Source organism: Nocardiopsis lambiniae (assembly GCF_031845465.1).
Lineage (GTDB): Bacteria > Actinomycetota > Actinomycetes > Streptosporangiales > Streptosporangiaceae > Nocardiopsis > Nocardiopsis lambiniae.
Genome location: NZ_JAVREP010000002.1, coordinates 58,155 through 83,412 on the forward strand (window position 1 = coordinate 58,155; position 25,258 = coordinate 83,412).

26 protein-coding genes and 1 tRNA gene are annotated in these 25,258 nt (G+C 71.6%); 6 read left to right on the top strand and 21 right to left on the bottom strand.

Annotated elements, in window-relative coordinates; all coding sequences use genetic code 11:
- Positions 1-22: 22 nt before the first annotated feature.
- From RM479_RS04665 to RM479_RS04730, 14 genes are all read right to left on the bottom strand, one after another.
- The gene (locus tag RM479_RS04665; RefSeq protein WP_274812580.1) at positions 23-238 is read right to left on the bottom strand and encodes a hypothetical protein; all 216 of its coding nucleotides are present in this window, start codon (positions 236-238) and stop codon (positions 23-25) included.
- Positions 239-301: 63 nt separating this feature from the next.
- Positions 302-739, bottom strand: a complete 438-nt coding sequence (locus tag RM479_RS04670; RefSeq protein ID WP_274812579.1) for a hypothetical protein — start codon at positions 737-739, stop codon at positions 302-304.
- A gap of 240 nt (positions 740-979) precedes the next feature.
- Positions 980-2,131, bottom strand: coding sequence for an MraY family glycosyltransferase (locus RM479_RS04675; protein WP_274812578.1), 1,152 nt, complete (start codon positions 2,129-2,131; stop codon positions 980-982).
- A gap of 159 nt (positions 2,132-2,290) precedes the next feature.
- Positions 2,291-3,079 carry an L-threonylcarbamoyladenylate synthase gene (locus tag RM479_RS04680; protein WP_311510493.1) on the bottom strand — a complete coding sequence of 263 codons (789 nt, stop codon included), beginning with the start codon at positions 3,077-3,079 and terminating at the stop codon, positions 2,291-2,293.
- Positions 3,080-3,152: 73 nt separating this feature from the next.
- Entirely contained in the window at positions 3,153-4,016 is an 864-nt protein-coding gene (prmC, locus tag RM479_RS04685; protein ID WP_311510494.1) for a peptide chain release factor N(5)-glutamine methyltransferase, read from the bottom strand.
- On the bottom strand, positions 4,013-5,083 hold the full coding sequence (prfA, locus tag RM479_RS04690) for a peptide chain release factor 1 (protein WP_274812633.1): 1,071 nt from the start codon (positions 5,081-5,083) through the stop codon (positions 4,013-4,015). The genes prmC and prfA overlap by 4 nt, the downstream gene beginning before the upstream one ends.
- Before the next feature lie 109 nt (positions 5,084-5,192).
- On the bottom strand, positions 5,193-5,405 hold the full coding sequence (gene rpmE / locus RM479_RS04695) for a 50S ribosomal protein L31 (protein WP_311510495.1): 213 nt from the start codon (positions 5,403-5,405) through the stop codon (positions 5,193-5,195).
- Between the two features lie 487 nt (positions 5,406-5,892).
- A complete protein-coding gene (gene rho, locus RM479_RS04700; RefSeq protein WP_274812574.1) occupies positions 5,893-7,845 on the bottom strand; it encodes a transcription termination factor Rho in 1,953 nt (650 codons plus the stop codon).
- A 442-nt stretch (positions 7,846-8,287) separates the two neighbouring features.
- Positions 8,288-9,250: a homoserine kinase gene (gene thrB, locus RM479_RS04705; RefSeq protein WP_311510496.1), complete on the bottom strand. Its 963-nt coding sequence runs from the start codon at positions 9,248-9,250 to the stop codon at positions 8,288-8,290.
- A 75-nt stretch (positions 9,251-9,325) separates the two neighbouring features.
- A complete protein-coding gene (gene thrC, locus RM479_RS04710; RefSeq protein ID WP_311510497.1) occupies positions 9,326-10,384 on the bottom strand; it encodes a threonine synthase in 1,059 nt (352 codons plus the stop codon).
- 220 nt (positions 10,385-10,604) lie between these two features.
- On the bottom strand, positions 10,605-11,891 hold the full coding sequence (locus RM479_RS04715) for a homoserine dehydrogenase (RefSeq protein ID WP_274812570.1): 1,287 nt from the start codon (positions 11,889-11,891) through the stop codon (positions 10,605-10,607).
- A gap of 62 nt (positions 11,892-11,953) precedes the next feature.
- Positions 11,954-13,339, bottom strand: a complete 1,386-nt coding sequence (gene lysA / locus RM479_RS04720) for a diaminopimelate decarboxylase (protein WP_311510498.1) — start codon at positions 13,337-13,339, stop codon at positions 11,954-11,956.
- Positions 13,340-13,488: 149 nt separating this feature from the next.
- The gene (locus RM479_RS04725; protein ID WP_311510499.1) at positions 13,489-14,577 is read right to left on the bottom strand and encodes a DALR anticodon-binding domain-containing protein; all 1,089 of its coding nucleotides are present in this window, start codon (positions 14,575-14,577) and stop codon (positions 13,489-13,491) included.
- Positions 14,574-14,963 carry a response regulator gene (locus RM479_RS04730; RefSeq protein ID WP_311510500.1) on the bottom strand — a complete coding sequence of 130 codons (390 nt, stop codon included), beginning with the start codon at positions 14,961-14,963 and terminating at the stop codon, positions 14,574-14,576. Before RM479_RS04730 ends, RM479_RS04725 begins: the two co-directional genes overlap by 4 nt.
- A 117-nt stretch (positions 14,964-15,080) precedes the next feature.
- Between RM479_RS04730 and RM479_RS04735 the strand changes: the two genes are divergently transcribed.
- Positions 15,081-15,152, top strand: a tRNA-Arg gene (locus RM479_RS04735).
- A 243-nt stretch (positions 15,153-15,395) separates the two neighbouring features.
- Positions 15,396-16,163, top strand: a complete 768-nt coding sequence (locus tag RM479_RS04740; protein WP_311510501.1) for a FadR/GntR family transcriptional regulator — start codon at positions 15,396-15,398, stop codon at positions 16,161-16,163.
- Positions 16,164-16,187: 24 nt separating this feature from the next.
- Here the strand turns inward: RM479_RS04740 and RM479_RS04745 are convergent, their stop codons facing one another.
- Positions 16,188-16,889 (bottom strand): exonuclease domain-containing protein, encoded by a 702-nt coding sequence (locus tag RM479_RS04745; RefSeq protein WP_274809111.1) that lies wholly within the window; start codon positions 16,887-16,889, stop codon positions 16,188-16,190.
- Between the two features lie 124 nt (positions 16,890-17,013).
- Between RM479_RS04745 and RM479_RS04750 the strand changes: the two genes are divergently transcribed.
- The gene (locus RM479_RS04750; protein WP_311510502.1) at positions 17,014-17,298 is read left to right on the top strand and encodes a hypothetical protein; all 285 of its coding nucleotides are present in this window, start codon (positions 17,014-17,016) and stop codon (positions 17,296-17,298) included.
- A 66-nt stretch (positions 17,299-17,364) separates the two neighbouring features.
- Positions 17,365-17,880 carry an LURP-one-related/scramblase family protein gene (locus tag RM479_RS04755; RefSeq protein ID WP_311510503.1) on the top strand — a complete coding sequence of 172 codons (516 nt, stop codon included), beginning with the start codon at positions 17,365-17,367 and terminating at the stop codon, positions 17,878-17,880.
- Between the two features lie 356 nt (positions 17,881-18,236).
- On the opposite strand, the gene RM479_RS04760 is transcribed toward RM479_RS04755, so the two are convergent.
- Both RM479_RS04760 and RM479_RS04765 read right to left on the bottom strand, forming a co-directional pair.
- Positions 18,237-18,698: a hypothetical protein gene (locus RM479_RS04760; RefSeq protein WP_311510504.1), complete on the bottom strand. Its 462-nt coding sequence runs from the start codon at positions 18,696-18,698 to the stop codon at positions 18,237-18,239.
- Positions 18,699-18,852: 154 nt separating this feature from the next.
- Positions 18,853-19,368 (bottom strand): mycothiol transferase, encoded by a 516-nt coding sequence (locus tag RM479_RS04765; protein WP_311510505.1) that lies wholly within the window; start codon positions 19,366-19,368, stop codon positions 18,853-18,855.
- Here RM479_RS04765 and RM479_RS04770 point away from each other — a divergent pair.
- A complete protein-coding gene (locus RM479_RS04770) occupies positions 19,270-19,485 on the top strand; it encodes a hypothetical protein (protein ID WP_311510736.1) in 216 nt (71 codons plus the stop codon). The genes RM479_RS04765 and RM479_RS04770 overlap by 99 nt on opposite strands.
- Positions 19,486-19,498: 13 nt before the next feature.
- Here the strand turns inward: RM479_RS04770 and RM479_RS04775 are convergent, their stop codons facing one another.
- The 4 genes from RM479_RS04775 to RM479_RS04790 all read right to left on the bottom strand — a co-directional run bounded on the left by RM479_RS04775 (position 19,499) and on the right by RM479_RS04790 (position 23,586).
- Positions 19,499-20,389: a bile acid:sodium symporter family protein gene (locus RM479_RS04775; protein ID WP_311510506.1), complete on the bottom strand. Its 891-nt coding sequence runs from the start codon at positions 20,387-20,389 to the stop codon at positions 19,499-19,501.
- Positions 20,390-20,656: 267 nt separating this feature from the next.
- On the bottom strand, positions 20,657-21,211 hold the full coding sequence (locus RM479_RS04780; RefSeq protein WP_274809122.1) for an ATP-binding protein: 555 nt from the start codon (positions 21,209-21,211) through the stop codon (positions 20,657-20,659).
- A 217-nt stretch (positions 21,212-21,428) separates the two neighbouring features.
- Entirely contained in the window at positions 21,429-22,955 is a 1,527-nt protein-coding gene (locus tag RM479_RS04785) for a glycerol-3-phosphate dehydrogenase/oxidase (RefSeq protein ID WP_311510507.1), read from the bottom strand.
- Between the two features lie 43 nt (positions 22,956-22,998).
- The gene (locus RM479_RS04790; protein ID WP_311510508.1) at positions 22,999-23,586 is read right to left on the bottom strand and encodes a TetR/AcrR family transcriptional regulator; all 588 of its coding nucleotides are present in this window, start codon (positions 23,584-23,586) and stop codon (positions 22,999-23,001) included.
- Positions 23,587-23,603: 17 nt separating this feature from the next.
- Between RM479_RS04790 and RM479_RS04795 the strand changes: the two genes are divergently transcribed.
- Positions 23,604-25,208 carry an FAD-binding oxidoreductase gene (locus RM479_RS04795; RefSeq protein ID WP_311510509.1) on the top strand — a complete coding sequence of 535 codons (1,605 nt, stop codon included), beginning with the start codon at positions 23,604-23,606 and terminating at the stop codon, positions 25,206-25,208.
- Positions 25,209-25,258 lie beyond the last annotated feature (50 nt).

Below are 25,258 nucleotides of genomic sequence, written 5' to 3' on the forward strand. Positions count from 1 at the left end.
GCGGACGCACCCGAGTGTTCGGTCAGGAACGGACGTACTGGGCGTAGATGAGGTAGATCGAGCCCACCAGACCCACGCCGAGACCGATGGGGAGGAAGAGGCCGGAGAAGCCCAGCGCCCGATCCACGGCCCAACCCACGGCGCCCCAGAAGGCGAGCCCTCCCAGCAGGTACGAGATGAGAGCGGTGGCGTTGGCGTTGGACGACCGTTCGTCGTTCTTCGCACTCGTCCGACTCATGCTCTCGCTCCGGAAGATAGCAGTAGGTGATCAGACTCGGCACACCGCCCCGCGTCAACGGGTTCACCGGTGCGCCTCACTGTCCTCGGACTCGGATCCGCCCTCGCTCGCGGGGACGATGGTCGGCTGCCTGCTCCGCTTGACCGCCACGGACTGAGCCGCCAACCACGCGATGACGCAGGCCAGCGCCGTCCAGCCGAAGACCCTGGTGTCCAGGGCCTCGGTGCCCCGGAAGACCATGAGGACGGCCAGCAGGATGCCGAACTTGGTCGTGTAGACGAGGAGGGCGACCGGGAGGAGGAGATCCGGACGTCGGCCGCCGGTCCAGGAGATGACGAACGCCGAACTGGCGAACGCGCCGATCACCAAGGCGACCCCGAAGAGGGCGCCGAGGAGTCCCTGGATCCCGGCTACGGCGAAACCCGCGATCAACGCGACCACGCCGACGAGCGCCGTTGGAATCGCGGCGCCGCGGAGGGTCCGGGCGTCGTGTTCCTGCATCAGAAAAGCTCCGTGAGGTTCAGTGGTTGCCTGCTCGTGAAAGCTATCACAAGGATTTCGGTGCTGGATCCGGGGGTTCCTTAACGCGACCTTAACGCCTTGAGAAACGCCCGCTCCGGGGGATCTTCGGGCCTTGTGTCACCTTGGCCACACCCGCCTCGGCCGCCACTGAGGCCCCTTCCGGTCCTCTCGTGACACCGACCGAAAGGGACCCGGACCCCGAGGCCGGTCACAGGCTTCTCACGGTTTCACACCATCGTTCGCACGGACCGCGCGGGCGCGACCCCAGGGCAGCAGGCCACGCCGCCGCAACCGGGGCAGGGCGATGAGCCCGACCGCGCAGACCGCCACCAGGGCGGTCACCGTCAGCACCACCACGGCGGAGTCGAACACCGACAGCGCCACCGCGGCGAACGCCACGATCCCCGCCCACAGGTACATCAGCAGCACCGCGCGCACGTGGCTGTGCCCCATGTCGAGGAGGCGGTGGTGCAGGTGTCCCCGGTCCGGGGCGAACGGGGACTTGCCCGCCAGGGTGCGGCGCAGCACCGCCAGCACCAGGTCGGCCAGCGGCAACGCGATGACCAGCAGCGGCAGCGCGATGGGGAGGAACACCACCAGGCCCGAGTTGAACTCCTCGCGGGCGGTGTTGGCGTCGAACTGGCCGGTGACCGTGATGGTGATGGAGGTGAGCAGCAGGCCGAGCAGCATGGACCCGGTGTCGCCCATGAACACCTTGGCCGGGTGGAAGTTGTGGCAGAGGAATCCGACACAGGTCCCGGCGAGGATGATCGCGATCATCGCCGGGTACGACTGGCGGACGAACCCCTGCTCCACGGCGACCACGTAGTAGTAGGCGAAGAAGGCGAAGGCCGAGATGCCCACGATGCCGGCGGCCAGCCCGTCCAGCCCGTCGGCGAAGTTCACCGCGTTGATGGTCACCACGATGAGCAGTACCGACACCAGCGCGCCCAGCCAGGGGCCGAGCGAGAGCTGGGTGCCGGGCAGCGGCAGCCACAGCAACTGCACGCCCTTGGCGACGAGGATCCCGGCTGCCGCGACCTGTCCGGCGAGCTTGCTGACGGGCCCCATTCCCCACCGGTCGTCGATGACACCGATGACGGTGATGAGGCCGCCGGCCAGGAGCAGGCCGATCCAGGTGTCGGCGACGAACACGTTCTGCAGATGCGGCAACTGGGCCGAGAGCAGCAACGCGACGGCGAACCCGCCGTAGATGGCCAGCCCGCCCAACCGGGGAATGGGTTCGGTGTGCACGTCGCGATCGCGCACCGGCGGCGTGGCGCCGAAGGCGATGGCGAACTTGCGCACCAGCGGAACGAGCAGGTAGGTCACCGCCGCGGCGATGACGAAGGTGAGCGCGTACTCCCGCACTGCCTGGCCCTTCTGTCCTCTGGTCGGCTAGATCGTGTCCCGTGGACGCCCGCCCTGCCGCGCGACGCCCCGGCACGCCCGTCGCCCTCCACGGCCCTCGGCGAACGGCCTGCGGCCGACGGCGTTCCCCTCGCGACGGGGGCACCCGCGGGACAGGACCTAGTCGCGGTCGTTGTGGGGGGTCTCGGCGGTCGGCTCCGCGGCCTCGGCCGGATCCGGGGCGGTCGCGCCGGGGTCGGTCGGCGCCGCGGTCGCGGCGGAATCGGTCCGCGGGCCGACCGGGCGCCCCGGCCCCTTGCGCAGTTCGCCGATGACGGTGCCGCACACCTCGCGCAACCGCTCGATGGGGATGGCACCGCTGCGCAGTACGCGCGGCACCGCGTAGGTGAGGTCGACGATGGTGGAGGGCACCGAGGACTCGGTGGCACCGCCGTCGAGGTAGACGGCGATGTCCTCCTCGCCGAGCTGTTCGATGGCCTCGGCCACCTTGGTGGCGGCGGGGCTCCCTGACTTGTTGGCGCTGCTGACCGCCATCGGGCCGGTCTCCTTGAGCAGGTCCAGGGCGACCGGGTCCATCGGCATGCGCACCGCGACGGTGCCCTTGGTGTCGCCCAGGTCCCAGGAGAGGCTCGGGGTGGCGGCGCAGACCAGGGTGAGCGGGCCGGGCCAGAACTCGTCCATCAGGTCGCGGCCGTGGTCGCCCAGTTCGTCGATGAGCGCCATCGCCGCGCGGGTCGAGCCGACCAGCACGGGCGGGGGCATCTCTCGGCCCCGGCCCTTGGTGGCCAGCAGGTTCGCCACCGACTTGGGGCTGAAGGCGTCGGCGCCGATGCCGTACACGGTGTCGGTGGGCAGCACCACCAGTTCACCTCGGCGCACCGCGGACGCGGCGTCGGCGATGCCGTCCTTGCGGGCGGTCTCGTCCGCGCAGTCGTAGATGCGGCTCACGTGCGTTCACCTCGTTCTCGAACAAGTCGACCGGGCTGCGCCGGTCCGGGGCGGGTCGTGACCACCGGGGCCGTCAGTCCTCGTGGTCGGCCCGACGCATGACCACGAAGCGGTCGCGGCGGGCCAGGTCCTTGCGGTTGAGGACGTCGCGCCATCCCTTGTCCTCGGGGAAGAGCCAGGGGATGTCGATGCCCTGGCCGTCGTGGTGTTCGACGGCCATGGCACCGCCGGGACGCAGCAGCCTGCGGCCGACCGCCTCCAGGTCACGGATCATGTCCAGACCGTCCTCGCCCGACCAGAGGGCGGGGGCGGGGTCGTAGTTGCGCACCTCGGGGGGGATGGCGTCGGCCTCCCGGATGGGCACGTAGGGGGGGTTGCTGATGAGCAGGTCGACCCGGCCGTTGAGCTCGGGCAGCGCGGTGCGCATGTCGCCCCGGTGCGGGGTGACCCGGTCGGCGTGGCCGCTGGCGTCGATGTTGCGCCGGGTCCACTCCAGGGCCACCGGGTCGATCTCCACGGTGTGCACGCGCGAACGCGGCACCTCCTGGGCGATGGAGATGGCGATGGCGCCGGAGCCGGCGCCCAGGTCGACGACCAGCGGGTCGGCGACGTCCATGGCGCGCAGGGTCTCGATCGCCCAGTCGACCATGATCTCGGTCTCCGGCCGGGGGACGAACACGCCCGGCCCGACCTGGAGTTCCAGGTAGCGGAAGTAGGCGCGACCGGTGATGTGCTGGAGCGGTTCGCGGGCCTCACGCCGGGAGACGCACTCCCAGTACCGGGCGTCGAAGTCGGTGTCGGCGACCGTGTGCAATTCCCCTCGACGGACACCGTGCACGAACGCCGCGAGTTCTTCGGCGTCCGTGCGAGGCGATGCGACGCCCGCCTCCGCGAGTCTCAGTGTCGCGCGGGCGACCTCGTCGAGAAGAAGGTTCATGATCCCTGGGCCGCTTCGAGCCTCTCCTTGGTGTCCGCGTCCACGAGGGCCTTGATGACGCCGTCCAGTTCCCCGTCGAGGACATGGTCGAGGTTGTAGGCCTTGTAGCCGACCCGGTGGTCGGAGATGCGGTTCTCCGGGAAATTGTAGGTGCGCACGCGCTCGGAGCGGTCCACGGTGCGGACCTGGCTCTTGCGCTCGGCCGCGGCCTCGGCGTCCGCGCTGGCCTGGGCCTCGGCGTAGATGCGGGACCGCAGGATGCGCATGGCCTGCTCCTTGTTCTGGAGCTGGCTCTTCTCGTTCTGGCAGGAGGCCACGATGCCGGTGGGCAGGTGGGTGATGCGCACGGCCGAGTCGGTGGTGTTGACGCTCTGGCCGCCGGGCCCGGAGGAGCGGTAGACGTCGATGCGCAGATCCTTCTCGTGGATCTCGACCTCGATGTCCTCGGCCTCGGGGACCACCAGCACGCCGGCGGCGGAAGTGTGGATGCGGCCCTGCGACTCGGTCACGGGGACGCGCTGCACCCGGTGCACACCGCCTTCGAACTTGAGCATCGGCCAGACGCCGGCCCCCGGCCCGGGGGTGCCCTTGTTCTTGAAGGCGATGGTGATGTCCTTGTAGCCGCCCAGGTCGGAGAGCGTGGTGTCGATGACCTCGGTCTTCCAGCCCTGGCGTTCGGCGTAACGCAGGTACATGCGGACCAGGTCGGCGGCGAACAGGGCCGACTCCTCGCCGCCCTCACCGGCCTTGACCTCCATGATGAGGTTCTTGTCGTCGGCGGGGTCGCGCGGGACGAGCAGGAAGCGCAGCCGGTCGGTGAGGCGTTCGGCGTCCCGGGTGAGGCGTTCGGCCTCCTCCGCGAAGGAGGAGTCCTCGGCGGCGAGTTCGTGAGCGGCCTCGATGTCGCTCTCGGTCTCCTTGAGCGCGCGGTAGGTCTCGATGATGGGGGTGAGCTGCGCGTAGCGCTTGCCCAGTGTGCGCGCCCGGCTCTGGTCGGCGTGCACCTCCGGGTCGGCGAGCTGCTGTTCCAGCTCGTAGTACTCCCCCAGGAGGTCGTCCAGCTTCACTTGTGCCACCCCGTCTTGATTCGCGTGCCTCGCCTGCCTGTCGCCCCCCGAGGGGGCCGTGGGTCCCGTGGCGCCGGTGCTCCGGCGCCACGGGAAGGAGCGGGCGCCGCTACTTGGTGCGCTTGCCGAAGCGCTTCTCGAAGCGGGCGACCCGGCCACCGGTGTCGAGGATCTTCTGCTTGCCGGTGTAGAACGGGTGGCACTCGGAGCACACCTCGGCGCGGATCTTGCCGTCGGCCACCGTGCTGTGGGTGACGAAGTGGGCACCGCAGGTGCAGGTCACCTCGGTGGCGACGTACTCGGGGTGGATGTCGGCCTTCATGGTGTGTCTCCTTGTTGAGGCGCGACCGCCGGACGCACGCCGGACGCACCACCGCGCTGGTGGGGCGTCGTCACGGGCATGCGCGAACCGGTGTCGCGGCGATCCAGGTAAGGGGCGGCGGGTCCTCATGGAGGAGGGCGGGCCGTATCCCCGGTACCAGTTTGCCAGAACCACAACCGTGCCGTGACCGGTGTCTATTCCCTCCCCCCGTTTCGGCCCCCTCGCGGTGCGGCGCGGGTCGGATCCGCGCGGGTACGGCGTCGGACCGACGGTTCCCGGCGTCCCGACCGCGTTCACATCGCGGTCGTGCGCGATCGCGCACCCGCACGTCCGCTTCCGCCCGTTCGGCGAAGAGACGGGCGGCCCCCTGTCGGAGGTGGCGCGGCACCCGCCGCAGCGGGACGGGACGGAACGGCACCGACCCCCGACGACGAACGGCGGCCCCTCCCCCGCGTGGGGAAGGGGCCGCCGTGTCACGGTCACCCGATCAGGTGGTCTTCTGCACCTGGAGCAGGAACTCGGCGTTGCTCTTGGACTGCTTCATCTTGTCCAGGAGCAGCTCGATGGCCTGCTGGGTGTCGAGCGCGTGCAGGACCCGACGCAGCTTCCAGACCACGCTGAGTTCCTCCTGCGACATGAGGATCTCCTCCTTGCGGGTGCTGGAGGCGTCCACGTCGACGGCCGGGAAGATGCGCTTGTCGGCGAGGGAGCGGCTGAGCTTGAGCTCCATGTTGCCGGTGCCCTTGAACTCCTCGAAGATCACCTCGTCGGCGCGCGAGCCGGTCTCCACCAGCGCGGTCGCCAGGATGGTGAGGGAGCCGCCGCCCTCGATGTTGCGGGCGGCGCCGAAGAAGCGCTTGGGCGGGTACAGCGCCGTGGAGTCCACACCACCGGACATGATGCGCCCGCTGGCCGGGGCGGCCAGGTTGTAGGCGCGGCCCAGACGGGTGATGGAGTCCAGCAGGACGACGACGTCCATGCCCATCTCGACGAGGCGCTTGGCCCGCTCGATGGCCAGGTCGGCGACGACCGTGTGGTCCTCGGCCGGGCGGTCGAAGGTCGAGTGGATGACCTCGCCCTTGACCGTGCGCTGCATGTCGGTGACCTCTTCGGGACGTTCGTCCACGAGGATCACCATCAGGTAGCACTCGGGGTTGTTCTCGGTGATGGCGTTGGCGATCGCCTGCATCACCATCGTCTTACCGGCCTTGGGCGGCGAGACGATCAGGCCGCGCTGGCCCTTGCCGATCGGGGCGACCAGGTCGATGATGCGCGTGGTCAGCACACTCGATTCGGTCTCCAGGCGCAGACGCTCCTGCGGGTACAGCGGGACGAGCTTGGAGAACTCCTGACGGCCCCGGGCCTGGTCGGGCGACATGCCGTTGACCGAGTCCAGGCGGACCAGGGCGTTGAACTTCTCCTTGCGCTCGTTGTCACGGGGCTGGCGGACCGCGCCGATGATGTGGTCGCCCTTGCGCAGACCGTGCTTGCGCACCTGGGCCAGGGAGACGTAGACGTCGCTGGAGCCGGGCAGGTAGCCGGTGGTGCGGACGAAGGCGTAGTTGTCCAGGATGTCGAGGATGCCCGCGACCGGCAGCAGGACGTCGTCCTCGCCGATCACCGGTTCGGGTTCCTGGCCACCGCGTCCACCGCGCCGGTCCCGACGGTCCCGACGGCGACCACGGCGGCGTCCGCCGAACTCGTCGTCGTCGGGGTTGCCTCCACCACGACCCTGCTGCTGGCCACCGCCCTGCTGCTGCGGGGCGGAGCCGGTGCCCTGGTCGTCGCGGTTGCGGTTACGACGGTTGCGCTGACGCTCGCGACCCTGCCCGGACCGGCCTTCGCGGTCCTCGGAGGTGTCGGAGCCGGTCTTCTGGGGGGTGCTGGATGTCTTGGTCACGCTGCTCGCGGAGGTAGAGGATTCGGCGCCGTCCACCGATCGGGGCTGGTCGCCGGCCTCTTCTCCGCGCCTGCGGGAGGAACGCCGGCCACGGGACGCCTTCTCGCCCCGCCCCTGAGAGTCGGTCACGGCCTGGTCCGACGACCGGTCGGCGGCGCGTGAACGCGCCTCGTCCGAGCCCGACGGCTCCTGGGACCGGCTGTCGGTTGCCTCGACCTTACCGGCCTCGGGCACGGTGTCGGCCTTCTTCACGGATTTGGTCTTGGCGGGGCCGCCGACGGGTCCGCCCTGCTTGGTCTCGATGGCGGCGATGACGTCGCTCTTGCGCATACGCCCCGTGCCGGTGATACCCAGGCTCGACGCGAGCTTTTGCAGCTCGGGGAGCTTCAAGGCGGCGAGACCGGTGCCGCGCGCCGCAGCGCGGGACCGGGCCGGCGACGTGCCCGTGGCCGAGGTGTCGCCGACCTCCGCTCCGGATGCGCCGGTGCTGTTCTTGCTGTCGACCGCCGCGTCCGTGTGGAGTTCGGTGGTGTCGCTCACTAAGGGTCCTTCCCAAGGAGCGGGCTTCGGCCGTCAGCGGGTGCTGGAGCGGCCGGCCCGGTGGTGCGAACCGGCTGGGCCGGGTAGGGCGTGCCCCACGTGGATGTCGGAAACCGGCGAGAAGACGGTCCCCTACCCGATCGCGGCGGGCTCTGGGTACAGCCAGACGTCGGGGCGGATGGCTCGGTGGTGATACCGGTCGACCGTGGCGGCACGCTCATCCGGGGTGGAGGAGCGGACAACGGAGACTTCGGCACAGTCGCGGGCAGACCGCGGAATCGACACATCGGCCACCGCTTCCGGACGGTCGTGGGACCGGACCACCGGAGTATGGGATGCGAAGGCCGCTGTGGCGGATGAGCACGCACCCCGCAACGGGGCATCTGGTGCTTCACCTAGCCTAACATCACCGGAGGCCACGGCTATTCCTCGACACATGGTGCTACGGATGGGGAGATGGGGACCGCACCCCCACCTGCTCGACGGGCAGGGGGCGTATGTCCCAATCATTACCCGTACTCCGACGGATTGAATCAATCGCCCCGACGATTTCCGGCGAATCGACCTCGGCCCTCCCTTCGGCCACAGAGCACAGCACGAGGACCGTGGGGCCCGCCCCGGAGACCACGGCGGGCAATCCCCGCTGGTCACGCAGGTCACGGATGAGCTCAAGGGTCCTCGGCATGGCGGGGGCGCGATAGGCCTCGTGTAGCCGATCCCGGGTGGCCGCGTACAGGGTTTCGGGATGGCCACAAACGGCCGCGGTCATGAGGGCGGCGCGGCCGGCGTTGAAGGCGGCGTCGGCGTGGGAGACCGTCTCGGGCAACAGCCCGCGGGCCCGTTCGGTGGACAGCCGCCACTCGGGGACGCAGAGCACCGGCATCAGGCGGGCGTCCGGGTCGAGGGCCGCGGCGCCCCAGCGCTCACCGTCGCGGTAGGCGATGGTGTATCCGCCGAAGACGCACGGGGCGACGTTGTCGGGGTGCCCCTCGATGTCGGCGGCGACCTGGTAGATCCAGTCGCGGTCGAGGTCGCCGTCGGGCGCGGCGCGCCCGAGCAGGACGGCCGCCGCGGTGACGCCGCCGACGATCGCCGACGAGGACGAACCGAGACCCCGCGCGTGCGGGATGCCGTTGGCGCAGGTGAGCGTGAGACCGGGGAGTTCCTCCCCGGCCCGCTCGAAGGCCGTGGCCATGGACCGGACGACGAGGTGGCGGTGGTCGGTGGGAACGTCGCCGGCGCCCTCACCGCTCACCTCCACCCGGAGTTCGTCGTCGTCGCGCAGGACGACGTCGAAGTCGTTGTACAGGGACAGCGCGAGTCCGAGCGCGTCGAAGCCCGGGCCCAGGTTGGCGCTGGTGGCGGGTGCCCGGACGGACACCCGGTCGGGGCGCGGTGGGGTCATGGTGGGGATCTTCTTCCGTGTTCACGGTGGGCCGGGGCTCTCCCGGGGCGTGCGGGCGCCCCCGCGGGAGGGCCCTCAGGCCAGGTCGAGGGCGCGGGCCGCGGCCGAGGCGTCCACCGGGACGGTGGTGGCCGAGGAGGCGCCCGCCAGAGCCCAGTCGGGGTCCTTGAGGCCGTTGCCGGTGACGGTGCACACGATCCGGCTGCCGCGCTCGACCTGTCCGGCCTCGACGGCCTGGAGCAGGCCGGCGACGGAGGCGGCGGAGGCCAGTTCGACGAACACGCCCTCCTCGGCGGCCAGGAGCCGGTAGGCGGCCATGATCTGGCGGTCGGTGACCTTGTCGATGATCCCACCGGACTCGTCGCGCGCCTGTTCGGCGAGCTTCCAGGAGGCCGGGTTGCCGATGCGGATGGCCGTGGCGATGGTGCTCGGGTGGGTGACCGGGGCGCCGTTGACGATCGGGGCGGATCCGCTGGCCTGGAAGCCGAGCATACGGGGGTTGCGGGTGGAGATCCCGTCCCGGTGGTACTCGGTGTAGCCCATCCAGTAGGCGGAGATGTTGCCGGCGTTGCCGACGGGGATGCAGTGCACGTCCGGGGCGTCCCCGAGGGCGTCGACGATCTCGAAGGCGGCGGTCTTCTGTCCCTGGAGGCGGTAGGGGTTGACCGAGTTGACCAGGGCGACCGGGTAATCGACGCTGAGCTTGCGGGCGAGTTCGAGGCAGTCGTCGAAGTTGCCGTCGACCTGGAGCAGGCGGGCGCCGTGCACGAGGGCCTGGGCGAGCTTGCCCATGGCGATCTTGCCCTGGGGCACCAGGACCGCGCAGGTCATGCCGGCGCGGATGGCGTAGGCGGCGGCGCTGGCGCTGGTGTTGCCGGTGGAGGCGCAGATGACGGCCTTGGCGCCGTCCTCGGCGGCCTTGGTGATGGCCATCGTCATACCCCGGTCCTTGAAGGAACCGGTGGGGTTGAGGCCCTCGACCTTGAGGAAGACCTCGCATCCGGTGAGCTCGGATACGCGCGTGGCGGGCAGCAGGGGCGTGCCGCCCTCCTGAAGGGTGACGACGGGGGTGCTCTCGTTGACGGGGAGGCGGTCGCGGTACTCCTCGACGATGCCTCGCCACGCCCGTGCCATGCTCACGACTGTGTCCCTTTCGGGTGGATGCGATTCCGCTTGACGCGCGATGGAAAGGTGGGACCTTCCGACACCGGGGTCGGCGTCCTCACCTGGTACGAGTCTATGACCCGCCCGAAGTTATCTCGAATCGCGATCCTTGCGTCTCATATTTCGAGATGAACTCGGTGTGCCGGGGCCCGGGGCGGGCATCGCGTCCCGCCCCGGGCCCCGGGCCGGGTCAGTCCGAGAAGGTCTCCACGCGCATGACGCTGGCGACCTCACGGACCATGTCGTGGCCCCTCAGGTCGTCGACCGTACGGCTGAGCGCGGCGTCCGGCGCGGGGTGGCTGACCAACACGAGCTGGGCGTCCTCACCGCGTCCCTCCTGGCGGACGTTCTTGATGGACACCTGGTGCCGGGCGAAGATCTCGGCGACCTTGGAGAGCACACCCGGCCGGTCGGCCACGTCCAGCGCCACGTGGTAGCTGGTGATGGTCTCGCCCATGTCGTGGACCGCCAGACCGGTGTCGTGTCCTCCTTCGGCCACCGAGGTGCCGGCCAGGCGGTTGCGCGCCACCGCCACCATGTCGCCCAGGACCGCGCTCGCGGTCGGGGTGCCGCCGGCACCGGCGCCGTAGAACATCAGCCGACCCGCCGACGCGGCCTCGACGAACACCGCGTTGTAGGCCTCCTTGACGCTCGCCAGCGGGTGCTCGACCGGCAGCATCACCGGGTGGACGCGCACGCCCACCGACTTGTCGTCCTCCGAACGCTGGCAGATCGCCAGGAGTTTGACCACGCAGCCCATCGCCTTCGCGCTGGCGATGTCGGCGGCGGTCACCCCCGTGATGCCCTCGCGGTGCACGTCGGCCGCCGTCACACGCTGGGTGTGGAAGGCCAACCGGGCCAGGATCGCGGCCTTGGCGGCGGCGTCGAAGCCCTCGACGTCGGCGGTCGGGTCGGCCTCGGCGTACCCCAGGGCCTGGGCCTCCTCCAGGGACTCGGTGAACCCGGCCCCCTGGGAGTCCATCCGGTCGAGGATGTAGTTCGTGGTGCCGTTGACGATGCCCAGCACCCGGTTGACGCGGTCGCCGGCGAGCGAGTCGCGCAACGGGCGCAGCAACGGGATGGCGCCCGCGACGGACGCCTCGTAGTACAGGTCGACGCCGGCCTCGCGGGCGGCGGCGTGCAGTGTCTGTCCGTCCTCGGCCAGCAGCGCCTTGTTCGCCGTGACCACGGACTTGCCCGCGCCGATCGCCGCCAGGATCAGCGAACGGGCCGGTTCGATCCCCCCGATGACCTCGACGACGACGTCGATGTCGGGCCGGGTGACCAGGGCCATGGCGTCGGTGGTCAGCAGCGACGGATCGACACCGCGGGCGCGGTCGATGCGCCGCACCGCGATTCCGCCGATCTCGATCGGCGTGCCGATCCGTGCGGCCAGCTCCTCGGACTGCTCGTCGACCAGGTGAACGACTTGCGAACCCACAACGCCGCATCCGAGCAGCGCCACCTTCATCGCCATTTGGGCGTGACTCCCAGTTCTCTCGTGTCCTCTTGACGTCTTTCGTCGTACTCGCGGACCGGTCAGCCGACGTCCAGGCGGAGGAGGTCCTCCTCCGTCTCCCGACGCACGATCACGCGGGCGGCACCGTCCCGGACCGCGACCATGGCCGGTCGCGGCAGATGGTTGTAGTTACTCGCCATGGAAAGGCAGTAGGCGCCGGTGGCCGCGACCGCGACCAGGTCGCCGGGACGCAGGTCGGCGGGCAGGTACAGGTCGTGCACGATGATGTCGCCGCTCTCGCAGTGCTTGCCCACCAGCCGGGACAGCATCGGTTCGGCGTCGCTCTCCCGCGACACCAGGCGGCCGGTGTACTCCGAGCCGTACAGGGCGGTGCGGATGTTGTCGCTCATCCCGCCGTCGACGCTGACGTAGGTGCGGATGCCCTCGACGTCCTTGACCGTACCGACCTCGTAGACGGTGATCCCGGGCGGACCGGCGATGGCGCGGCCCGGCTCGACGGCGATGCGCGGCACCGGCAGGCCGGCCTCCTCGCACTCGCGTCGCACGATCGAGGTGAGGCCGTCGGCGATGGTCTTGGGGTCCAGCGGGGTGTCGCCGGAAACGTAGGCGATGCCCAGGCCGCCGCCCAGGTCCAGCTCCGCGAGGGTGATGCCCAGGTCGTGGTGGATCCCCGTGAGGAAGCGGGTCACCCGGCGGGCGGCCACCTCGAAACCGGAGGTGTCGAAGATCTGGGAGCCGATGTGCGAGTGCAGACCGACCAGTTCCAGGTGGGACGCCTCCAGCACGCGGCGGACCGCCTCGGCGGCGGCGCCGGTGCTCAGCGCGAACCCGAACTTCTGGTCGTCGTGGGCGGTGGCGACGAACTCGTGGGTGTGGGCCTCCACACCGGTGGTGACGCGGATCAGCACCGAGGGGGTCCGGTCCAGGGAGGCGGCGATGCGCTCCAGGCGCTCGATCTCGTCGAAGGAGTCGATGATGATCCGGCCGACCCCGACCTCGACCGCGCGGTGGAGCTCGCGCTCGGACTTGTTGTTGCCGTGCATGCCGATGCTCTCGGGGGGCACCCCCGCGGCCAGCGCCACGGCCAGTTCGCCGCCCGAGCAGACGTCCAGCTTGAGCCCCTCCTCGATCACCCAGCGGGCGACCGCCTTGGTCAGCAGGGCCTTGCCCGCGTAGTAGACGTCGGAGCCGGCGAAGGCGGTCGCGTAGTCGCGGGCCCGCGCCCGGAAGTCCTCCTCGTCCATGACGAACAGGGGCGTCTCGTACGTGGTGACGAGTTCGCGCACACCGATGCCGCCCACCATCAGTTCGCCGTCCTGGCGGCGTGCGGTGGCGGGCCACACCCGCGGGTCGAGGGAGTTGAGGTCCTCGGGCGGCAGCGGCGGGTTGTCCTCGGGAAGGATCTCCGCGTGACGGGATCCGGCAGGGTGGGCGTAGCGGCTCATAACGGGCTTTCGGCTGGAAGGGCGTGGCTGGAGGGACGGCACCCCTCCCCATTGTCCACTCGTCCGATCGGAACGCAGGGGGCGGGTTCGTCCCACCGGGCGGCGCGATGTCCGGGCGTGGGTCACGGCGAGAGCCCGGAATGGTGGTGTCACAACCTTGTGGGCGCGGACACCCCGAGCAGGAACAGCCCGGTGCGGAGGATCCCGGCCACCGCGGACGGCAACGTCGGGTCGGCGGTGGTGTGCTCCGCCGGCGCGGTGGCCGCGGAGGGACATGTCCGCCACTCATCGTAGGCACCGGCCAGCGTTTCCAGGTATCGGACCAGGATATGGGGTTCCTCTCGGCGGGCGGCCCCGTCCAGCGCGCTGGGGCCGTCGACCAGGGACCGGCGCACGGGCGCGGTGTGCCGTTCGCACGCCTCGTGCCGGGGCCCGCCCTCTCCGACCCACCGCACCCGGGACAGCGCGTGCGCGTGGGCGTAGCGCAACCGGAAGGCGGGGTTGGCGTCGGTGAGACGGGCCCAGGCACCGGGGTACTCGGCCGACGGCAGCACCGGCAGATCCCGGCCGGTGGTCTCGGTCTCACGCGGGCGTTCGGGGACGGACCGGCAGAACGCGATACGGGCGCCGTCCTCACCGATCGCGCCCAACGCCTTCGCCGCCGGGGTGAACAGCCCGTCGCGTCCCCCGTCCAGATAGGGGTCGCGCCAGGAGACCTCACCGTGAGGGCCGGGGGGCGGGGCCTGGCCGCCCACGGCCAGGGCGACGCGGGCGCGCGCGTCGGCCCGCGCCCACCGGCGGGCCTGGGCCACCGGCCCGGCCTCGTGCAGTCCGGTGCGCGGCCACTCCCCCGCCCCGTCCCACGCCCGCCCGGTGAGGAAGCGCGGTCCGTCGGCGGCGGCCCGCAGCAGTTCCTCACGCTGGTGGGCGCCCAGCGTGAGATTCACGAAGCCCCGGTCGTCGGCGCGCAGCCCGGCGCAGGGGAACCGTCCCCGGTCGCGCAGCTCCGCCAGTCCGTCGACGAGCCGTTCGGCCACCCGCCGGGGCGGTCGGTCCGTCCCTTCGGGCATGCGGTCGCCCAGCAGCCCCACCATGCGGGGGGCCAGCGCGCTCGCCGCGTCGGCGCCCTCGGCGGCCTGGTCTCCGCGCGGCCACACGAAGGGGACCCGCTCGACGGGCAGGTCGAAGACACGGGCCGCCGTCTCCCGGAGGACCACCTCCAGATCGGCGGGGGTCACACACGCCCCCCGCGGTCGAGCAGATCGCGGATGACGTCGATGAGCGCGTCCGGGTCGAACGGCTTGGTGACGTAGGCGTCCACACCGATCCGCTCGCCGCGTCGCACGTCCTCCTCCTGGGTGCGGGCGGTGACCAGCACGATGGGCAGGGTCCGCGTGTGCTCCTCGGAGCGCAGTCGCTCGGCGGTGGTCCAGCCGTCCAGCCGGGGCATCATCACGTCGAGGGTGATGACGTGCGGATCGATGTAGCCGATCCGGTCGAGGCAGTCCTGGCCGTCCACGGCTGTGAACACCTCGAACCCCTCCAGTTCGAGGTTGAGGCGGATCAGTTCCCGGATCACGTCGTCGTCCTCGACGACGAGAACCCGTGCTGGCGAGGCGTTCACGGCGCGACACTACCGCTGCGGGGGAGGGGGCACCACCGGAATCCGCCGATCCGCGGCACCCCGCAAACGAGTGGACGAAGCGCGCAGAGCCCCTGCTACAGTTGTTCACGCAAGCCAGCCCCCTTAGCTCAGGGGATAGAGCAACGGCCTCCGGAGCCGTGTGCGCAGGTTCGAATCCTGCAGGGGGCACACAAGACGGACCAGCGAATTCACCTCGCTGACCAGGCGAGACGGCGTCCTTCGGGGCGCCTTTCGTGTTTCCGGGCCCGTTCCTCCCCCGGACACGCGGCGGACGGGGCGCACCGGGGCCCTGCGGCCCCGCACCCGAGGGGGCGGGCAGGTGCGCGGGAGTCGCCGATGGGGCGCCACGGGAAGCGGACCGTAGGATGACGGCACCGTGAGGCGACGAGGGGAAAGCGGAGGGCCTGCGCCGTGAACGAGTCGAGTACGGGTGATCCGCTCCCCGCGGAACCTTCCTGGCGGCCGGTCTCCCGAAGCCGTGCCTACGAGCTCGTGGTCGACCGCGTCGAGGAGCAGATCATCGGCGGGGCGCTCAAGGTGGGCGACCACCTGCCCCCGGAACGCGAACTCGCCGCCTGGCTGGAGGTCAGCCGCGCCGCCGTGCGCGAGGCCGTACGGACCCTGGAGGCGCACGGGGTGGTCCGGTCCTCGGTCGGTTCCGGAAAGGGCGCCGGCACCGTGGTCACCGCGATGCCCAGCGGCGCGCTCACCCGGATGCTGCGCCTGCACGTGGCGCTGACCAGCTTCCCGCTGGTGGACGTCATCGAGGCGCGGGTGATGCTCGAACGCACCAGCGCGGCCCTGGCCGCACGCGAGGCCGACGCCGGGCACCTGGCGCGGATGCGCGCCCCGTTGGACGCCATGGACGACGTGACCCTCACCCGCGAGGAGTTCAACGAGTTCGACACCCGTTTCCACGTGGCGATCGCCGAGGCCGCCGGGAACCGGCTGGTCTCGGACATGACCATCGCCATCCGCGAGTCGATGAAACAGCAGGTCCTCTCCGGTTTCCGCGGCGCCGAGGACTGGGCGGACCTGGCAGAGGTGCTGCGCGGACACCACCGGGATCTCCTGGAGGCCATCGAGGCGGGCCGAGGCGAACGCGCGGCGGACCTGGTGGAGGAGCACATCCGCTACGCGTACGCGCGGCTACCGGGGCTGCGGGCCGGCGACCGGTGACACCCCCGAGGGGCGGTGGCCGGTTCAGCCCGCGGCGATGGGCCAGCTCCCGTCGATGACCGCCTCCGGGTCGCGGCCACGGCGCAGGTAGGCCTGGAAGGACGCGGCCTGTTCGGCCTTCCAGCCGACCTGGGCGGTGTGCAGCGCGTCCAGGTCCAGGGCGGTGAGCTCCTCGTGGGCCGTTCCGATCCGCCAGGCCAGCCGGGCGGCGGCCAGCGCGTCGGCCGCGGCCCCGTGCGCCTGCCGTTCGTCCAGGGACACGCCGTGGTGGGCGCACACGTCGATGAGCCTTCGGCCGCCCCGCCGGTAGGGGTCGGTGTGCTTGTCGAGCACCAGGGGGTCGATGACCCGCAGGTCCGCCAGGAAGCCGGTGGACAGTCCGTGGCGGTCCAGTTCGGCGGAGAGCAGACCCAGGTCGTAGGGGGCGTTGTAGACCACCACCGGGACCCCGTCGGCGCCGAGCTTCTCCAGGGCGGCGGCGATCTCGGTGACGACCTGCACCGCCGGCCGACCGTGTTCCCGGGCCTGGGCCGTGGTGATGCCGTGGATGGCGGTCGCCTCCTCGGGGATCTCCACACCCGGGTCGGCCAACCAGGTCCGGGCCTCCTTGGTCCGGGCGGTCGGATCGATCAGCCACAGTGCGGCGGTGACGATCCGGTCGGTGGAGACGTCCAGCCCGGTGGACTCGAAGTCCAGTGCGGCCATGGGGCGGGTGTGCCAGCTCATGTATGCCCTTCCGTTCGCGGTGCAGTCCTATCGTGCCCCCTCTCGATGACGTTCGGTGCCCGATCCCGCCGGGTGACCGGGTGACCGGGTGACGGCGACCATGGCGGCGAGGCCGAGGACGGTGATGGCCGCTCCGGTCCACGGCGGTGAGGCGCGCCCGGGCCCGGCCGTCCCGGTGTCGGACGCGGCGATGTCGGCGCACGAGGCGAGCGCGGGCGGACCCCACGACGAGTCCGCCGAGGCCGGTGTCGAAGCCCCGGAGGCGGGGGCGTGGAGCGCGAGCGGCGTGGAAGTGCCCCTGGGGGAGGACGCCCCGTTCCGCGCGCCCGCCGGACGAGGCCGGGGCCACGCCGGAAGCGGCCCCCTGGTGGGCGCCCCGCGTGCTCTGGAACCCCGTCCGAGCCGCTGAGACCCGTTGTCCACAGGGGACCCGGTCCCTCTGGTGCGCCCGGTCCGCGCGACCTAGTTTGGACACATGAAATTCCTGGTACGCGAACGCGTCTTCGACATCGGTGACGACTACTGGGTCACCGACGAGAACGACCGCAAGGTCTACCTCGTCGACGGCAAGGCCCTGCGCATCCGCACGACCTTCGAACTACAGGACATCGAGGGCAACGTCCTCACCACCATCCGCCGCAAGCTGTTCAAGGTGCGCGACCAGATGCGCATCGAGCGCGACGGCAGGACCGTGGCCACCGTGCGCGAGCGCTTCTTCGACCCCCTCAAGGAGAAGCTCATCGTGGAGATGGAGGACGCCCCCGACTGGGAGGTCACCGGCGACTTCTTCGGCAAGGAGTACGTGATCTCCGACGAGCACGGCACCGTCGCGCACATCTCCCGCACGTGGTTCCGCGTCCGCGACACCTACGCGGTGGACGTCAACACCCACCGGTCCGACATCGGCGGCGACCCGGCCCTGGCGATCAGCGTCGCCGTCGCGGTGGACACCCTCACCCGCGACGACAAGGACGAGAAGGACGACGACTGACTGTGAGGATGTGCGGTGGCTTCTCCGGCAGGTCCGACCCACCGACCGACCGACACCGACAGGTTGTCCTTGAGAGGATTCGTCGGCCTGCTCGGGGAAGCCACCGCACGGCTCCGGCCGCCGACGGAGACCAGGATCAGCACCGCGACCAGCAGGTACACCCCGTGCCGGGGTCGTGTCCTCACCCGGTCGGCGGCCAGCGCCAGGGGTACGGCACCCAGAACGCGGGGCGGAGACGGACCCGACGGGGAACGACCCGGGCGGGAACAGGTGGCCCAGGGCGACCGCACCGTCCAGCGCGTAACGGCGGGGTGTGGCCCCGCCCCCGGCCCGGAGTCCGGTCCGGTGCCGACCGGTCACCCGGCCCGCACGATCAGGCCTCGTTCCCAGGGTAGGAAGGGTTCTCGGCGGCTGTACAGGACCGGCCGCGGGGGCCGGTCCTCGGCGACGCAGCGGGAGAGTTCCAGTGCGGCCATCTCCCCCGTCGAGCGGAAGGCCCGCGGAGTGGAGTCCTCACCGTGCCAGCGGGCGTCGACCAGTCGCACGAGGGCTTCCAACGGTGGCGTCGCGGTCCCCTCCGACCAGGCCGACCGGACGCCGTCGGCGAAGGCCGCGACGAGCTCGCCGGGCATCCGTTCACCGCGGGGCCCGTGAGGGGGGACGGCGGCGACGAAGACGAACCCGTCCGGGGCCCCGGCGGGCAAGGGCTCGGCTTCGGCCCAGGCCACGGCGAAGTGCCCGCCGCAACTCTGGAGGACGTTGCGGACGTAGACGCCCGGGACCGGACGTATCAGGGGTGTGCGGCTCTGGGAGGGCACGTGGCCCCTCCTTCCGGCGGGCTGACTCCGACGATTCCGATGAGGTCGTCTTTCCCGATCAAGGCACCGAAGATACCTTTTTCGTCCCCTCGTCGTCCGCAGCGGGACCGAAGCCGGTCACACCCGGGCCGGAATCGGCCGACACCCGGTCGTGTCAGCACCCGGTCGCGCCGTCGATGCGTTCGCGCAACAGGCCCGCGTGGCCGTCGTGGCGGGCGTACTCGCCGATCGGCTTCACCAGGACGACCCGCGGTTGCGCGGGTCCGCCGTGAACGGCGTCGGCCCCGAGGTCGTCGAGCGAGGAGGCCGCCGTGATCTCCCGTGAGCGCTCGACCTCGGCGCGCCATCGGGCGAGCGCCTCGACCGGGTCCCCGGACAGGTCCTCGAAGTCCTGGTCGGGGTCGTCGGTGGCCCTCGACCCCGCGCCTCGCCCGTCGGCTCCCCGTGCCCGCCCCGCTCGGCGCCTCCTTCGGTCTGCTCGGCCCGTGCGTCGCGCTGGTGCCGGTGAGCGCCCTCCGGTATCCGTTCTGGTGGGCGTCGCCGGGGGACACGCGGTTCCTGATGGATGCGGGTGGCCGACCCGGCCACGGCCGTGCTCGCGACCTCGGTGGAGATCGCCCTCGGGCTGTTGCCGCCGCGTTGGGCGGTGATCCCCGCGGCGCGTGTGCACGCCCGACTCAGCCTGACCCGGCTCCTCCCCTCCCGGGCGGGGACGCTCGCGGCCCGGGAGGGCGGGGCGGGTCGCTCCCGGGCCGACGGCGCGGACCCCCCTCACGCGGACCGGTGAGGGTGCGGTCCGGTCAGTTCGCGCCCTCCCGCACGAGGTCCTCCCGGGCGGAGCGGCGGGCCAGGAGGGCCCCCGTGGCGGCGGCGGTGAAGAACATGAGCACGCCGTAGACCGCGGAGGGGATGGCGATCTCCGTGCTGTTGAGCAGCGCCGGGCTGAGGGCGATGGCCAGGGACAGCGTGGTGTTGTGCAGCCCGATCTCCATGCAGGACGCGATGGACTCGGGGCGGCCGGTGCCGATCAGGCGCGGCGCCCAGTAGCCGATGACGAGGCCGGCGATGTTGAACAGCAACACCATGAGGCCCACCGACACGATGTAATCGCCGATGTTGTCCAGCTCCTGGTAGACGGCGACGGCGATGACGCCGAACAGCACGAACACCGAGGCGATCTTGACGGGCTTCTCCATGCGCAGGGCGAAGGGCTCCGCCTTCGCCCTGATGAGCATGCCGATGGCGACGGGGATGAGGATGATCGCGAAGACCTGGAGGACCTTGTCCGCCTGAAGGCCGAGGGTGTCGCCGTCGCTCATGAAGTAGGCCAGCGACAGGTTGGTGATGAGCGGCAGGGTCACCATCGCAGTGAGGGAGTTGAGCGCCGTCAGCGAGATGTTGAGGGCGACGTTGCCGCGGAACAGGTGGCTGTACAGGCTCGCGGTGGTGCCGCCGGGCGAGGCGGCCAGCAGCATCATGCCGACCGCGAGGGCGGGCGGCGGCTGGAAGAGCAGGACCAGACCGAAGCAGATCAGCGGCAGCAGGATGATCTGGCAACCGAGGATGAGCGCCACGGTGCCCGGGACCCGGATCAGTCGGGTGAAGTCCGCGACGGTCAGGCTGAGGCCCAGGCCCAGCATGATGATGGCCAGCGCGGCGGGCAGCGCGATCGTGGCGATGGTGGAGTCCAAGGGTGTCGGCTCCTCGTGGTCGGGCCGCGGGGGACGCGGCTCGTGGTCGGGGGATCGCTTTCGACGGCGGATGCGGGGGCGCGGCGGGTGGACGCGACCCGATCGCGCCTTGCGGTGATATGCGTCACACCCGACCTACTGGCCGGTATGTTCCCATGTCGTGGACGGACATGACAAGACCCCGGTGGGGGACCGGGGTCGGGTGGGACGGGCGCGGTGGACGGGCTCGGAGGGACGAACGGGAGCCGTGGGACGACCGGTACCGGTTCAGGCGGCGGGCCAGGAACTGCCGGTCATGTCGTAGGCCAGGTGGAACCACACCTTGCGGATGCTGGGATGGCCGTTGTCGCCCCAGGTGGTGGCGAAGCTGTCGACGAGGGCCAGGCCGCGGCCGTTCTCCGCGGTGAGCCGGTCTCCCGTGGGCGGCACCGGGACCAGCGGCCCGTCCCCGCCGCCCAGGGACCGGGCGGGTGTCCCGTTGTCGCGGCAGACCAGGGTCAGCCCGGTGACGTTGCGCGCCACCCGCAGGACGAAGGTCTGCCCCTCCTCCCCCGACCTGCTGTGCCGGATCGCGTTGGTCGCCAGCTCCGTGCCCAGCAGCGCGAACACGTAGCGGAAGTCGCTGTCGCGGGTGGCCGCGCAGGTGTCCAGGAAGGCGCGGGCCAGGGGGATGCTCGCGGGCTCGCCGGAGAACTCCCAGTGGCGTTTGGTGAAGGGCACCGGCGGGCGCCCGTTGAAGTAGTGCCGGTACTCGTCCGGAACACCCGTGAGGACGCTGTCCTCGGCCTCGGCCAGGGCGGGCACGGCAACGAGTGAGGGCATGGATGACTCCTTCGGCGGGGCGGCTCAGTGGGCAGGCGAACCGTGGGAGGGGGCGGCTGCGGGAGTGTCCGGATCGCCGCGGGGGACGGGGCGGCGCGGGACCGGTATGACCATACGCGATCCGACCTCCCTGGGACAGGGGATGTCGGTGTGGCGCGTTCCTCCGGCGTCACCGGGAACCCCTCCGGAGGCCGCCGCCCCCTCCGGTCCGCGCCCGTCAGACCGACGCCGCCAGCGCCGCCTCGGCCGCCTTCTCCGCCTTCGCCCTGTCTTCGTCCACCAAGGCGATACGGGTGCGCCGGGCCAGTAGGTCGTCCACGTCCAGGGCTCCCTCGTGACGGACCCCGAACCGGAGTTCCGCCCCGGTGACGCCGGCGGCGATCGGCTCCGACAGGGTCGGGTCGTCGTCGGCCTCGGCCAGGACGGCGAGCGCCTCGGTCCCGTAGCGGGCGACCAGCCGTCGCGGTGCCGCCAGGGCGTCGAGCCCCTCCCTGGACGCGGCGCCGACCAGGGGCAGGGAGCGGGTCCGGCAGGGACCCGCGGGCATCCGGTGCCGGTCGACCACGGTGTCCACGGCCTTCTCCGCCATCGCCCGGTAGGTGGTGAGTTTGCCGCCGACGACGGTGACCATGCCGTTGGGGGCGACCGTCACGGAGTGCTCGCGGGACAGGTCGGAGCTGACGCCGTCGCCGTGCAGGAGGGGGCGCAGTCCCGCGAACGCGCCGATGACGTCCTCGCGGCGGAGCGGGACCCGCAGGGCCCGGTTGACCTGTTCCAGCAGGAAGTCGACGTCCCGCACCGGGACCTCGGGGACCCGGGGCGCGGGCCCCTCCACGGGTTCGTCGGTCAGTCCGAGGAAGATCCGCCCGTCCGGTTGGGGCAGGGCGAACACGAACCGGGCGGTGCCGCCCTCCACCGGGACGGTGAGCGCCACCTTGGGGTGCCCCAGGACAGCGCCGTCGAGCACCAGGTGGCTTCCCCTGCTGGGGCTGAGCCGGATGCCGGGGTCGAGGTGGTCGGCGTGGACGCCGGTGGCGTTGACGACGGCGCGTGGCCGCAGGGGCACCAGACGGCCGGTGATCTCGTCGCGCAGGACGACGCCGTCGGCGGTGACGTTCTCGGCCGAGCAGCGGGTGATGACGCGGGCGCCCAGGCCCGCGGCGGTGCGTGCCAGCGCCAGGACGAGGCGGGCGTCGTCGATGAGCTGGCCGTCGAAGGACAGGACGCCGCCGAGCAGTCCTTCGGGGTCCACCCCGGGCAGCAGTCGCCGGGTGCGGCGGGCGTCGAGCAGGCGAGGTCGGGGCAGCACGGAGTCGGGGGTGCCGGCGAGGCGGCGGAGCACGTCGCCCAGGCCCATGCCGGCGCGGGCGAGCAGTCCGCCCCTCGGCCCGCCGAGGTCGCGGTGGACGGGGACGACCATCGGCAGGGCCCGCACCAGGTGGGGGGCGGTGACCCGCATGAGGACGTCGCGTTCGCGGGCGCTCTCGTAGGCGATGCCGATCTGTCCCCTGGCGAGGTAGCGCAGACCGCCGTGCACCAGTTTCGAACTCCACCGGCTGGTGCCGAAGGCCAGGTCGTGGCGTTCGACGAGCACGGTGGACAACCCGCGGGAGACGGCGTCCAGGGCCACGCCGGCACCGGTCACGCCCCCTCCGACGACCAGGACGTCGACTCGGGGGCCGGCCTCCAGCGCGGCCAGATCGGCGCTCCGACGGGCTGCGTTCAGGGAGGTGCTGGTGCTCATGCGAGCGGTCCTTTCCTGGGGATGTGCGAAGGGCGGGGGCCGGTCAGGGGGCCAGGTATCCGTCGACGAGGGTCGCGAGTTCGTCCACGATCGCCTCCTCGTCCAGGAGGTCGGCGAACAGGTGGCGTGAGGTGACGGTGTTCTGCGCGGTGACCAGGACCAGGCGGGCCAGGACGCGCGGGTCCCCCGAACGGATCGAACCGTCCGCCTGACCTTGGGAGACCACGGGTTCGAGGATCTCCAGGGCGGAGTGGTGACTCGCGCCCAGCCGCTGGAACGTGTAGGTGGTCATGAGTTCGGGTTCGGTGTCGACGATCCGGGTGAAGAGCGGATGGCGCAGCATCGCCCTGGCCACACCGGCCACGTGCAGGACGAGGCGGACCCGCGCGCTCTCGTCGGCGAGGTCGTGCTCGTCGGCCATCTCCTCGTCGAGGAGGATCCGCCGCAGTTCCCGGGTGAGCAGGTCGGCGACGAGCGCGGTGACGTCGGGCCAGCGCCGGTAGACGGTCGGTCGGCTGACCCCGGCGCGACGGGCGACGTCGGTCAGCGTGGTGCGACGCACCCCGAAGTCCACGACGCAGGCCCGGGCCGCGTCGAGGATCTGATCTTCAACGTTACGTTTTGACGCCATGTGTAAAACTGTAGAGCATGGCTGACGACACCACACCCCGCACCTCCCCCGAGATGAGCTGGTTCGCCTGGGGCGACCCGGCCAAGGCCCGGGAACTCGACCCCGGCCTGCGCGATCTCATCGCCCAGGTGCTCCGCGCCCGGTTCACCGAACGCCCCCCTGTCGCCGAGGAGCGGGTGGAACTGCCGCCCGCCGCCCTGACCGGCACGGACCTCGCCGCCCTGGCCGCCGTGGTCGGCGAGGAGCACGTCGTCGACGACGACGCCGCCCGGCTGCGTCATTCCGGTGGCAAGAGCACCCCCGACCTGCTGCTGCGCCGGGCCGGCCGGGCCGACCCCGCGCCCGACGCGGTCCTGTACCCGGCCGACCACGGCGAGGTCCAACGTCTGCTGGAGGTGTGCTCGGCACGACGGATCGCGGTGGTGCCCTTCGGTGGCGGCACCAGCGTCGTGGGCGGACTGACCCCGTCGCGGGGCCGCTTCGACGCGGTCGTCGCGCTGGACCTGCGCCGACTGGACCGGCTGGTCTCCCTGGACGCCACCTCGATGATCGCCGTCCTGGGCGCGGGTGTGCGCGGTCCGCACGCCGAGCGGCTGCTGGCCGAGCACGGCCTGATGCTGGGGCACCTGCCGCAGAGTCACGAGTACGCGACCATCGGCGGCTACGCGGCGACGCGTTCCAGCGGTCAGGCCTCCTCCGGGTACGGCCGGTTCGAGGACATGGTGGTGTCGTTGCGCGCGGCCACTCCGCGCGGGACCTTGGAGGCGGGCGGGGTCCCGGCGTCGGCGGCCGGCCCGGACCTGCGCCGCTTGCTGATCGGCTCGGAGGGGACCCTCGGTGTGATCACCGAGGTCGGTCTGCGGGTGCGGCCCGTACCGGAGACCGTCCTGGACGAGGCCTGGTCGTTCCCCGACTTCGCCACGGGGGTGGACGCCCTGCGCGCCTTGGCCCAGTCCGACACCCGGCCCACGATGGCGCGGATCCTGGACGAGTCCGAGACGTTCGTGGGCGCCGCGATGGGCGGTCGGGCGGCGCAGTCCGGCTGCCAGGCCGTCCTCGGCTTCGAGGGTTCCGAGGCCGAGGTCGCGACCCGGTCCGCGGTGGTCCGCGAGGTGCTCGTCCGGGCGGGCGGAACCCCGTCGGGTCCCGAACCGGTGGCCCACTGGCGGGAGAACCGCTTCTCCTCCCCCTACCTGCGCGACACCCTGTTGTCGGCGGGCATCCTCGCCGAGACCCTGGAGACGGCGGCGACCTGGACCGATCTGCTGCCGCTGTACGCGGCCGTCACGCGCGCCCTGACCGGGGCCTTGGAGGGGGACGAGGGCGGTGTCGTGGTGATGTGCCACGTGTCGCACACCTACCCGACGGGGGCGTCCCTGTACTTCACCGTGGCGACGGCGGCGGGCGCGGACCCGTTGGCCCGGTGGGAGGGCGCCAAGCGCGCCGCCTCCGACGCGATCGTGGCGCACGGCGGCACCATCACCCACCACCACGCGGTGGGCACCGATCACCGGCCGTGGATGGCCGAGGAGATCGGCCCGCTGGGCGTGGAGGTGCTGCGGTCGGTGAAGGCGGCGCTGGACCCGGAGGGCGTGCTCAACCCGGGCAAGCTCATCCCCTGAGGGAGGGGTGCGGGTGCCGGGGGCGGCGCCCGCGCACCCCGCCCCGGTCA